The 11,329-nt window shown below is 57.7% G+C and carries 12 protein-coding genes; 2 read left to right on the top strand and 10 right to left on the bottom strand.

Features of this window, described 5'->3' with window-relative positions; translation table 11 throughout:
• Window positions 1-27: 27 nt before the first annotated feature.
• Window positions 28-843: a metal ABC transporter substrate-binding protein gene (locus FVV99_RS00955; protein ID WP_407921327.1), complete on the bottom strand. Its 816-nt coding sequence runs from the start codon at window positions 841-843 to the stop codon at window positions 28-30.
• 373 nt (window positions 844-1,216) lie between these two features.
• Here FVV99_RS00955 and mntR point away from each other — a divergent pair, with 373 nt between their 5' ends.
• The gene (mntR, locus tag FVV99_RS00950) at window positions 1,217-1,693 is read left to right on the top strand and encodes a manganese-binding transcriptional regulator MntR (RefSeq protein ID WP_148252132.1); all 477 of its coding nucleotides are present in this window, start codon (window positions 1,217-1,219) and stop codon (window positions 1,691-1,693) included.
• A 40-nt stretch (window positions 1,694-1,733) separates the two neighbouring features.
• On the opposite strand, the gene FVV99_RS00945 is transcribed toward mntR, so the two are convergent.
• From FVV99_RS00945 to FVV99_RS00935, 3 genes are read right to left on the bottom strand one after another with little or no spacing between them, the layout of a single operon-like run.
• Window positions 1,734-3,032: a TRAP transporter large permease gene (locus FVV99_RS00945; protein ID WP_148252131.1), complete on the bottom strand. Its 1,299-nt coding sequence runs from the start codon at window positions 3,030-3,032 to the stop codon at window positions 1,734-1,736.
• Between the two features lie 33 nt (window positions 3,033-3,065).
• Complete coding sequence (locus tag FVV99_RS00940) at window positions 3,066-3,635, bottom strand: TRAP transporter small permease (RefSeq protein ID WP_148252130.1); 570 nt, start codon at window positions 3,633-3,635, stop codon at window positions 3,066-3,068.
• 30 nt (window positions 3,636-3,665) lie between these two features.
• Window positions 3,666-4,652 (bottom strand): TRAP transporter substrate-binding protein, encoded by a 987-nt coding sequence (locus tag FVV99_RS00935; protein ID WP_148252129.1) that lies wholly within the window; start codon window positions 4,650-4,652, stop codon window positions 3,666-3,668.
• Between the two features lie 238 nt (window positions 4,653-4,890).
• Between FVV99_RS00935 and FVV99_RS00930 the strand changes: the two genes are divergently transcribed.
• Window positions 4,891-5,643 (top strand): 5-oxoprolinase subunit PxpA, encoded by a 753-nt coding sequence (locus FVV99_RS00930; protein ID WP_148252128.1) that lies wholly within the window; start codon window positions 4,891-4,893, stop codon window positions 5,641-5,643.
• Window positions 5,644-5,656: 13 nt separating this feature from the next.
• On the opposite strand, the gene FVV99_RS00925 is transcribed toward FVV99_RS00930, so the two are convergent.
• The 6 genes from FVV99_RS00925 to FVV99_RS00900 form a co-directional block, all read right to left on the bottom strand.
• Window positions 5,657-6,415, bottom strand: a complete 759-nt coding sequence (locus tag FVV99_RS00925; RefSeq protein WP_148252127.1) for an amino acid ABC transporter ATP-binding protein — start codon at window positions 6,413-6,415, stop codon at window positions 5,657-5,659.
• Window positions 6,412-7,086 carry an amino acid ABC transporter permease gene (locus tag FVV99_RS00920; protein WP_148252126.1) on the bottom strand — a complete coding sequence of 225 codons (675 nt, stop codon included), beginning with the start codon at window positions 7,084-7,086 and terminating at the stop codon, window positions 6,412-6,414. The genes FVV99_RS00925 and FVV99_RS00920 overlap by 4 nt, the downstream gene beginning before the upstream one ends.
• 18 nt (window positions 7,087-7,104) lie before the next feature.
• Window positions 7,105-7,863 (bottom strand): amino acid ABC transporter substrate-binding protein, encoded by a 759-nt coding sequence (locus FVV99_RS00915; RefSeq protein WP_148252125.1) that lies wholly within the window; start codon window positions 7,861-7,863, stop codon window positions 7,105-7,107.
• A gap of 234 nt (window positions 7,864-8,097) precedes the next feature.
• Window positions 8,098-8,826: an amino acid ABC transporter ATP-binding protein gene (locus tag FVV99_RS00910; RefSeq protein WP_148252580.1), complete on the bottom strand. Its 729-nt coding sequence runs from the start codon at window positions 8,824-8,826 to the stop codon at window positions 8,098-8,100.
• 113 nt (window positions 8,827-8,939) lie between these two features.
• Entirely contained in the window at window positions 8,940-10,034 is a 1,095-nt protein-coding gene (locus FVV99_RS00905; RefSeq protein WP_148252124.1) for an amino acid ABC transporter permease, read from the bottom strand.
• 10 nt (window positions 10,035-10,044) lie between these two features.
• A complete protein-coding gene (locus tag FVV99_RS00900; protein WP_148252123.1) occupies window positions 10,045-11,235 on the bottom strand; it encodes an amino acid ABC transporter permease in 1,191 nt (396 codons plus the stop codon).
• Between the last annotated feature and the right edge of the window lie 94 nt (window positions 11,236-11,329).

Raw genomic sequence — 11,329 nt, 5'->3', positions numbered from 1 at the left:
CTCATGCGAAGTCTGTTCGCAGGGTGCTTAGTCGGTGTGGGACGACAATCCGTCGGCGACCGTCCGAGATGTTACCCGCAGCAAGTCGAGATACGTGGGCACGGGGCCGTCGGCTTCAGTGAGAGAGTCCACATAGAGGACACCGCCATATTCGGCACTGGTTTCACGAGCTACTTGTTTGGCTGGATCGGTATTCACGGTACTTTCGCAGAAAACCACGGGGATATCGTTCTCACGGATCCCATTGATGACGGCGCGTACCTGCTGCGGTTTACCGACCTGGTCGGTGTTCATCGGCCATAGATAGAGTTCCTGCATATCGAAATCCTCGGCCAGATAGCTGAAGGCGCCCTCACAGGTGGTCAACCAGCGTCGATCGGCCGGGATCTGCTGCACCTGGTCACGCAAGGGATGAATCGTCTCCCGGATTTCCTGCTTGTACGCCTCGGCATTCTGCCGATAGCTATCGGCATTGTCCGGATTGTGCTCGACAAACGCATCGCGAATGTTGTCGATATAGATCATGGCATTATCCAGGCCCATCCACGCGTGAGGATTGGGCGTGCCTTCATAGTCCCCCTCGGTGATCGGGATCGGCTCGATGCCATCAGTGAGCGTCACGGATGGGACATCGCCGAGATTGGTCAGGAACTGTTTGAACCAGAGCTCGAGATTGAGGCCGTTCCACAAAATCAAATCGGCATCCTGGGCGCGTACGATGTCTTGCGGCGTGGGCTCGTAGTTGTGAATCTCTGCTCCGGGTTTCGTGACGGACACCACCTTGGCCGTATCTCCTGCGACGTTGGAGGCCATGTCGGCAAGCACCGTAAACGTGGTGACCACCTTGAATGGTTCCTGTTGGGCTTCACTTTGCGCGTTGGCATTACCGGTCATGGCAATGAGTCCTGCGAGACATGTGGCAAACATGAGGTCTCGGCGATATGACATGTATGAATCTCTCTGTGTCGGGATAAGCCCCTTGGTTGGCTCATGCGTATTCACTGATGTAGCCCAATTAAGTTGGCGCATGGGTAATTAGTTAGCTTTTGCTATATTTTATAGTCTTGACTATTGTTCGTTGTCAACGTTCCAATGACAAACCAGTATTCAGAAGCGTGCAGGGCGCGTCGTCACCGTGAATGAGAATGCGACTTACCGCTTTTCACCAATGTGCGTTACCATAGCTAGGAATTATCTTGGCATCTCCGGCTAACGAATGAACGACTACGAACAAGACAATGCGCCACCAACCGGTGACTCCAGTCGCGACGCGTTGCCACCCGTCACGCAGCATGCGCGGCAGTACGAGACAGTGAGAAATGCGCATGAAACGGAGTTGATCGAGGATTACGTGGAGTTGATCGGCGATCTGATACGGCATCGAGGCGAGGCTCGAGCCACCGACCTGGCCAGTCGCATGGGGGTACGCCAGGCGACCGTATCGAAGATGGTGCGTCGACTGAATGAGTTGGGGTTGGTGAAGAGTCAACCCTATCGGTCACTCTTCCTGACGGAAGCGGGTCAGAGCATGGCGGAAAATTCGCGTGCTCGACACGATATCGTATTGCAGTTTCTCCGGGCGTTGGGAGTGCGTGATAGCACGGCGCGCATCGATGCCGAAGGCATGGAACACCATGTCAGCGATGAAACGCTGGCTATCATGCAGCGTTTCATCGAAGAGAATGCCAAGTAACGGGCACCTTCCAGCGACTCCTGTCTAGACACACCTCGCATCACATCGCCTGCGGCAGATACAACGCAATGGCGGGAAAGCGATACATCAGCGCGATGGCGAACAGCATCAGCAGGAAGAAGGGGATGGTCGCCTTGGTGATGGTGAGAATATCCTTGCCGGTCAGGCCCTGGATCACGAACAGGTTGAAGCCCACGGGCGGGGTGATCTGGGACATCTCGACCACGATCACCAGGTAGATACCGAACCAGATCAGATCGAAACCGGCGGCTTCGATCATCGGCATGATGATCGAGGTCACCAGCAGGATCAGAGAGATTCCGTCGAGGAAGCAACCCAATACCAGCAGCAGCAGCGTCAGGGCCACCAGTAAGGCGGTAGGCGACAATCCCATCTCGGCGATGGCCTGGGCCAGTTGCGACGGGATCTGGGTAAAGCCCATGGCTGAGGTCAGGAACGAGGCACCGGCGATGATGAAGGCGATCATGGTGGCCGTGCGCACCGCGGCGAACAATGAATCGCGGAAGATCGTACGATCGAAGTGACCATTGACACGGGCAATGAGCATGGCCAGGACGACACCCACGGCCGCCGCTTCGGTCGGTGAGGCCAAGCCGCCATAGATGCTGCCGATGATACCGCCGATCAAGGCCACGATCGGCAATAGTTGCCAACTGTTGCGAACCTTGTCCCTCAGCGACATTGAGGGAGCGGCGACGCCGGTCCCGCCACTGCGGTTGCCGATCAACAGTGCCCAGCCGATCAGGAAACCCATGAACAGGGCCAGGATCAGTGCGCCTGGACCGATGCCTGCCATGAATAGCCGCGAGATCGACTGCTCCATCACGACGCCGTAGACGATCAGCATGATGGACGGTGGAATCAGTAGCCCCAGCGTCGAGGCGCTCGCCAGGGTACCGATCGCCATGTTGCTGTCATAGCCACGCTTTTCGAGCTCGGGAACCGTCATCTTGCCGACGGTGGCGCAGGTAGCTGCCGAAGAACCGCAGACAGCGGCGAACATCCCACTGCCAATGATATTGGTATGGAGCAGGCGACCGGGTAGCCGATTGAGCCAAGGCGACAGGCCGCGGAACATATTGTCCGCCAGTCCAGAGCGGAACAGGATCTCCCCCATCCAGATGAACATCGGCAATGCGGTCAGGTCCCAGCCATAGCTGGAACCCCAGAAATCCGAAGCCAGAATCGGACCCGGCTCAAAGGCGGTGAATAACGCCAGGGACATCCAAGCCGTGCCGATCAGCGCAAAGGCGATCCAGACACCACTGCCGAGCAGCACGAACAGGATCAGCGCGGTCACCAGGCTCAATGTCAGCATGTCAGGGCTCTCCGCGAGGCGGGCATCGATGAATCAGGCACGGTCATCCTCGCCGGTCTCATTGCTGTCTTCAGCACGGTAACTGGACGGGGCCACGACGGCTGTCTTGAGCGTAACGGCGAGTGCCTCGAGCAAGGCCAGGCACAATAGTCCGACACCGACCACCAGGACGGTCTGGGGAATCCACAATGGGATCGATAGAAAGCCTGACGAGACATCCTGGAACTCGATGCTCTCACCGATGAGTTGGATCAGGCCGGCCGTCAGCGCCACTGTCAATGCCAGGGCAACCGCCAGGCAGAACGCCTCTGTCCAGGCACGGATGGCGGAGGGTAGCCGCGCGACGAGCAGTGTCACTCGAATATGGGCCTGGTGCACGAAGGTATACGCCAGGCCGAGCCCGGTCGCACCGACCAGTAAGTAGGCGGCAATTTCCGAAACGCCGGTAATGCCGAGTCCCAACCGTGATAGGCCGAAGAACACCAGCAGGCCATCGATACAGCGTAGCATGACCTGGAGAGCCACCAGACCGCAGATCGAGATCATGCAGCCGGCGGCGCCCCAAGCCCCCAGGTCGTAGAGTCTTGCCAGCTTGAAGGTCATGACTGACTCAGACTATTGCTGCAGGACAATTCATTCATTATCGGTCTGCTGGCGATAGTTCTCCAGCACCTGTTCGGCGCGTTGATCGGCGCGTTCCAGCCACGAGTCATACAACGTATCACCGGCAGATTGCAGGGCGTCGGCAACGGCGTCGTTAGGTTGCGAGACCGTAATGCCATTGTCCTGCAAAGCCTGCAGGCTGGCTTCATTGTCTTCACGACTCATTTCCCAACCGCGTTCTTCCGCCTGGGCGACAGCGTCCATCAGGGCCTGCTGCGTTTCACTATCGAGTTGTTGGTAGGCATCGCGACTGACAAAGACGATATTCTTGGGTAGCCACAGGTTGGCGTCAGTGTAATGGGACACATAGTCCCAGGCGGTCATGGCGTTACCGGTCGAGCTCGAGGTGATCATGGCATCGACACGACCTGTGCTGAAGGCGTTGGGGATGTCCGACTCTTCGGTTTCGGTGGGACTGCCTCCCAGGTTTTCAATGAAACGTTGCGTGTTGATATTGGGGGCACGTACGCGCAAGCCCTCGAACTCATCGGGATCGGTCAGCTCGAAATCGGTATAGATGCCTTGTGCCGGCCAGGCCACGGCGTAGAGCGGCATCAAGCCTTCCTGGGCGAAGAGATCGCTAATCACTGGTTTGGTGACTTCCCATAACCGGTAGGCATCCTCATAGCTGCCGGCGACGCCGGGCAGGGTGTCGACCTCATAGATCGGCGATTCGTTGGAGAGCGTCGACAAGAAGATTTCGCCGGCTTGGATGGTGCCTCGGCGCACGGAGGACTTGATCTCGCCATGCTCGACCAACGAGCCGCCACTATGGACGTTGATGGTCAGTTCGCCATCGGTCGCTGCGGCGACATCCTCGGCAAATTGCTTGGTGTTCTGGGTGTGGAAACTGGCGTCACCGTATGGCGTTGCCAGGTTCCACTCCGCGGCTTGTGCCGTCGTCAAGGCGAGTGCGGAACACGTGGTGGTAGCGGCCAGTAAAAGCGTTTTACGCATGATCGAGATCCTCGGTAATGTTGTGAAAATCATAGTGAGGAGCGGGCGGGTATCCAGGTTATTGTCATTGTCGTGTCAGCCATGACGTCATCGAGACACTGCCTCATAGGCTAATTAGCCAGTCAACGCTCGGCAAGACGTTTTGCGTTGACGCGCGGGTATTGTCATATCCTTGGCTAGGGCAAGATGACGGGAATGGGGATATTCACTGCGGTTCCGGACAGCATCAGGAGGCCATATGACGATACCGTTGTTGAACTGCGATATGGGTGAGAGTTTCGGAAACTGGAAGCTCGGGCTGGATGCAGACGTGATGCCGCATGTCGATTGCGCCAATATCGCCTGTGGCTTTCATGCGTCCGATCCGCATGTCATGCGGACAACCGTGGGGCTCGCCGTCGAACATGGCGTTCGTATCGGTGCGCATCCCGGCTATCCCGATCTGATGGGCTTCGGGCGTCGCTCGATGGCGTGTTCGCCGGCAGAAATCGAAGACATGGTGCTATATCAGGTCGGGGCACTGGCCGGTTTCTGCCAGGCCGCCGGCACGTCGTTGAGTTACATCAAGCCTCACGGCGCGCTTTACAACGACATGACGACCGACCTCGCGTTGCTTGAAGGGGTGATGCGGGCGGTCGCCGGCTACGATGTCCGGCTACCGTTGATGGTGATGTCGACCGCCGATCCTGGCCCGATTCGTGAACTGGCCGAGCGCATGGGCATCACGCTCTGGTTCGAGACCTTTGCCGATCGTGCCTACGACGGCCGTGGTCGTCTGGTATCCCGCCGCGAACCGGGAGCGGTGCATCATGATCAGGCGACGATCGTCTCCCAGGCCGTGGCACTGGCGCGGGGTGAGGCCCTGACAGCCAATGATGGTACGGCTCTGGTGCTGCCTGCCGACACGCTGTGCGTGCACGGTGACAATCCCGAATCCATCGCTGCGGTCAAGGCGATCCGGGCCGCGTTCCGGGAGTCGGCATCGGCGTGAATGGCAACCCACGTCAGGTAGCCAGCGGGTCGACCTGGTTAGCGAGTACTTTGCGCAGGAAATCTCGGGTGCGAGGATCCCGGGGCTCGCGAAAGAGTCGCGCAGGTGGGCCTTGTTCGACGATGTGGCCGCTGTCCATGAAGACCACTCGATCGGCCACATCTTGAGCAAACCCCATTTCGTGCGTCACCACGAGCATGGTCTGGCGTTCGCTTGCCAGTTGTTTCATGAGTCCCAGGACTTCTTCGACCCACTCCGGATCCAGAGAGGATGTGGGTTCATCGAACAGGATGATTTCGGCTTGGGCGGCCATGGCCCTGCCGATCCCGACCCGCTGCTGTTGCCCGCCTGACAGCGATGCCGGGTAGGCATCCGCCTTATCGGCCAGGCCGATGCGCTCGAGTATCTCCCGGGCACGCGCATGGGCTTTCACCTTGGGCCAGCGGTTAACGACAATCAGACCTTCGGCGATGTTCTCGAGTGCCGTCTTGTTGGCGAACAGAGCGTAATTCTGGAAAACGAACGCGGTGCGCCGCCTTGCCTCTAGAATGTCGGCGCGAGTGGCTCGGGTAACATCCACGTCCAGGTCCCCGAGGGTCAGATGGCCGGCATCGGGACGCTCGAGGAAATTGAGGCAGCGTAGCAGCGTCGATTTGCCGGTTCCCGATGGCCCGATGACCACAATGATCTCGCCCTGTTCGATTTCGAGGTCGATACCATCCAGTACGGGCGCTCCATTGAAGCGCTTGACGAGTTTCTCGATCTTGATCATCGCCGATAGGCCTCGTTGAGTCGCGTTTCCAGTCGGCGTTGGAACCAGGCCAGACCCTCGACGATCAGCCAATAGATGATCGCCACGGTAATGAACGCCTCGAAATAGAGGAAGCTGCCGGCGGCCTCCTTCTGGGTCGCTCCCATCAGCTCGGTGACCCCCAGCGTGAACGCCAGTGACGTCGCCTTGATCATGTCGATGAAGTAGTTCATGAGTGTTGGCACCGCCACGCGTGTCGCCTGTGGCAACACGATCCGGCGCATCAGCTGGCCATTGGTCATGCCGATGGATAGGGCGGCTTCCGTCTGGCTGCGATCCACACCGACGATGGCGGCGCGTATCGATTCCGCCATGTAGGCTGAAAAGTGCAGGGTCAGGCCCATGATGGTGGCCGTAACGCCGTTGATCTGCGTCAGAAAGGCGAGAACCTGTGGCAGCCCGTAGTAAAACAGAAATAGCTGGACCAGCAGGGGCGTGCCGCGGAAGAACGAGATGAACAGCAGCGTTGCACCGTTCAGCCCCGGAATCCGCAGCACCCGGATAACGGCTAGGCCGCAGGCCAGCACCAGAGCCAGTGCCATGCCTGCCACTGCCATGGCCAGAGTCAGCGGCAGGTAACGGATCAGGACGGGGACTAGCCCGACCATGTAGTCGACGTCGAGAACGTTCATGGACAACGTCTCGATGCGTCAGGGACGAGTGATGTCGGTACCGAACCAGCGCTCGGAGATTGCGGCGAGGGTGCCGTCTTCGCGGAGCGAACTCAATGCTCCATCGACCTGGTCGCGCAACTCACGATCGGCTTCGGTATCGCGGAATGGCAGGGCGTTGCGGATCTCGGAGAACGGTTGACCGGCCAACTGCAGCGGCAGTGGTTTCTCCTTGATGACCTGGCTGGCGCTGACCCTGTCCATCACGAACGCATCGACTCGGCCCAGGGCGGTATCCTGCTCGATGTTGCTCTCGTAGGTACGGATGTCGATCTCGTCGGCGTACGGTAGTTCGCGCAAGAGCTCTTCGTAATTGGAGCCCAGGTTGACGGCTACGCTCTTGCCGCGCAGATCCTCGACGCCCTGGATGGCATCGCTGCCCTCCTTGACTACGACCTGGGCTCCGTCATAGACATAGGGCTCGGTGAACACGTACTTATCGGACCGTTCTTCGGTAATGGTGATCTGGTTGGCGATGGTATCGACACGGCCTGATTCGAGCATTCCGAACAGCCCGGAGAAATTGGCGGTGACGAACTCCACGTCTCTATCCAGCTCATCGGCAACCGCCTCCATGACGTCGACCTCGAACCCCTTCAGGGTGTCCTGCTCAACGAAAGTGAAGGGGAAATAACCGCCGGACATACCGACCTTGATCGTGTCTTCATCGGCGTGTGTCAACCCGCCGACTGCCATGAGTCCTGTGGCCAGCGCGGCCAGCGTGAAACGGCGTAACATGGGATATCTCCTGACGTGCCATGAAAAGGACTCGAGCGCCCTCCAGAGAGCATAGCTCAAGTGATGAAATCACACGTTAAGGAATATTAAGCAGTCTGACAAATAGCTATTGGTTATTAGAGAGTGTGACATTAAACAATGACAGGCTCATGAGGCCGCTGGAAGCGTCGACACATGATTCAGGATCGACCCATGGCTGATTCCCCGACAGACTCAAGCCGAGGGAAGATGGGCTCAATGGCCGAGGATCTGACTAAGAAAGAGCTGGGTGCGCTCCGATTGAGGGTCGTTGAAAAAGGCCTCTGGAGCGTTTTCCTCGATGATTTGTCCCTGATCCATGAATATGACTCTATCGGCTACCGTTTTGGCGAAGCCCATTTCGTGAGTGACGCAGAGCATGGTCATGCCCTCATGAGCCAACTCCACCATGACGTCGAGCACCTCCTTGATCATCTCCGGGTCGAGAGCCGAGGTAGGTTCGTCGAATAGCATCACTTCCGGATGCATGCAGAGCGAGCGTGCAATGGCAACCCGTTGTTGTTGACCCCCGGAGAGCTGACCGGGATATTTGAGTGCCTGCTCGGCGATCTGTACACGTTCCAGGTAGTTCATTGCCTGGGCTTCTGCTTCCTTCCGAGGCTTTTTCTGCACCCAGATGGGAGAAAGGCAGCAGTTCTCCAGCACCGTCAGGTGAGGGAACAGGTTGAAGTGTTGGAAGACCATGCCGACACGACGACGAATCTGTTCGATTCGCTTCACGTCCTGGGTCATCGGTAAACCACCAACCGATAGATCCCCCTTCTGAAATTCTTCGAGATGATTGATGCAGCGGATCAGAGTCGATTTGCCCGAGCCGGAGGGGCCGCAAATGACGATACGCTCGCCGCGTTCGACCTCCAGATATATCTCGCGCAATACATGGAAATCCCCGAACCACTTATTGAGGCCGCGCATTTCGACCATCAGGGCGTCGTCGGCGTTCGCGGCAGTCGTAGCCTGCTCATTCATTTCCTGGTGTCCTGTTGTGATTGTGTCGATGTCGTATTTGCTGCTCGAGTGTCGAGACGTCTGACGTGTCAATGGCCGGTGTGCAGTCGGCGCTCCAGATACTGGCTGTAGCGCGACATGCTGAAACAGAATATCCAGAAGACGAAGGCCGTGAAGACGTAACCTTCGACGTCGAATCCCAGCCAGCGGGAATCGGAAAGCGCCGCCTGAACGATGCCGAGCAGATCGAATAGCCCGATGATCATTACCAGCGTGGTGTCCTTGAAGAGTGAGATGAAGGTGTTGACGATACCGGGAATCATCATTTTCAAGGCTTGCGGCAGAACGATCAGTCCCATGCGTTTCCAGTAGCTCATGCCCAATGCCGCAGCCGCTTCGTCCTGACCGTTGGGAATGGCCTGCAAACCGCCGCGTACGACTTCCGCCATATAGGCACTCTGAAATAGCGTGATACCGACAAGCGCGCGGATCAGTCGGTCAATATCTACCCCGGTCGGCATGAACAACGGCAACATGACCGATGCCATGAACAGAATGGTGATCAAGGGAGCGCCACGCCAGAATTCGATGAAAATGACACAAACGCTTCTGATGATCGGCATCGTTGATCGTCGTCCCAATGCCAGTATCACCCCGATCGGTAATGCTGCCACCATGCCGACCACTGCCAGGACCAGCGTGAGTGTCAGCCCGCCCCAGCGCTGAGTGGATACCCTGGGTAGACCGAAATAGCCACCATGCATGAGAACATAGGCAATAACGGGAAAGACGAACAGAGTGATGATGGCGATCCATCGTTTGTAGGGGAGCCTGGGAATCGCCAACCAGGCGATGAGCGCTGTGAACAGTGCGAATACGATGTTGATACGCCAGGTTTCCTCGCTTGGATAGAGACCATAAATGAACTGATCGAGCCGGGCATTGACGAACACCCAGCAGGCGCCAGCGCTGGTGCAGTCATCAGGGGAAGCCCCTTGCCAGTCGGCCTCGATGAATGCCCACTGGATCGTCGGTGTCAGCAGCCAATAAAGAAGGTACAAACCAGCCAGCGTGACCAGGGTATTGACGGGACCACTGAATAGATTGGCTTTAAGCCATGCGAAAGGACCGATGGAACGGCGCGGTGCCGGTTGCGAGGGCAGCATTTCACGGTTGTGGATCATCGCGCGTCTCCTAGCGTTCCACCAACGCCATCCGGGCGTTGAACCAGTTCATGAACATCGAGATCAGTAAGCTGATGGTCAGATAGACCGCCATGGTCATGGCGATGACCTCAATGGCCTGCCCGGTCTGATTCAGTGTGGTTCCGGCGAATACCGATACGAGATCCGGGTACCCGATCGCCGTGGCCAATGATGAGTTCTTGGTCAGGTTGAGGTATTGGCTGGTCAGTGGCGGAACGATTACGCGCATGGCCTGGGGAATGATGACCAGACGAAGTACTAGTTTCTTGGGAATACTCAGTGCCAGTGCCGCTTCGGTCTGGCCGTGGGATATTGCCTGGATGCCCGACCGTACGATCTCGGCGATGAATGAGGCCGTGTAGATCGATAGTGCCAACCACAGTGCCAGGAGCTCGGGGATGATGGTGATCCCTCCACTGAAGTTGAATCCACCCAGTTCGGGCAGTTCCCAAGTGACGGGGATACCGGTAATCACCAGTACCAGCAGAGGTAAGCCGATGATGATGGCCAGTGACAGCCAGATAGCGGGTAGGCGTTTTCCGGTGGCGGCATGACGACGTCTATTCCAGATGATCAGACCGATGCTGGCGGCAATGGCTACGACGATGGCGATGGGAATCGAACCGAAGCCGGACAGGAACTGCGGTTTCGGTAAATAGAGACCTCGTATGTTGAGGAAAATCGCCTCCCCCAAAGACATGCTCTCTCGTGTCGAAGGCAACGATTGCAGGACGGCGAAGTACCAGAAGAATATCTGCAGCAATAACGGAATGTTGCGGAATACTTCTATATATCCGCTAGCCAGCCGGGCGACCAGCCAGTTGGAAGACAACCGTGCTATGCCTACGGTGAAACCGACGAGGGTCGCGGCCAATACGCCCAGACCGGATACCAGCAACGTATTGAGCAAGCCGACGATGAATGTGCGGCCATAGGTGCTATCGGATGAGTAGTCGATCAGAGTCTGGCCGATTCCGAAGCCAGCGGTATCGTCCAGGAAACCTAGGCCGGTAGTGATGCCGCGAGAGGCTAGATTGTCCTGGGTATTGTCGATGATGAACAGCACAATGGCAGCGAGCGCTGCCAATAACAGGCATTGAGCCAACAAGGCGCGCTTGGCGCGATCACGCCAGAACGGTGGTTTAGGTCCCGTTGGCTGTGTCTGAGGGCGAATGGACATGCATTGTTCTCCGCTTGGATCCGTCAAGCAGGGGGCGTGGCCGTCGACCCGGGGGTGGCCAGGTCGACGAGCGCATGACGATAGGGATCAGAGA

The organism is Aidingimonas lacisalsi (assembly GCF_008079445.1).
Classification (GTDB): Bacteria; Pseudomonadota; Gammaproteobacteria; order Pseudomonadales; family Halomonadaceae; genus Aidingimonas; species Aidingimonas lacisalsi.
This window is presented reverse-complemented; position numbering and strand designations above follow the sequence as displayed.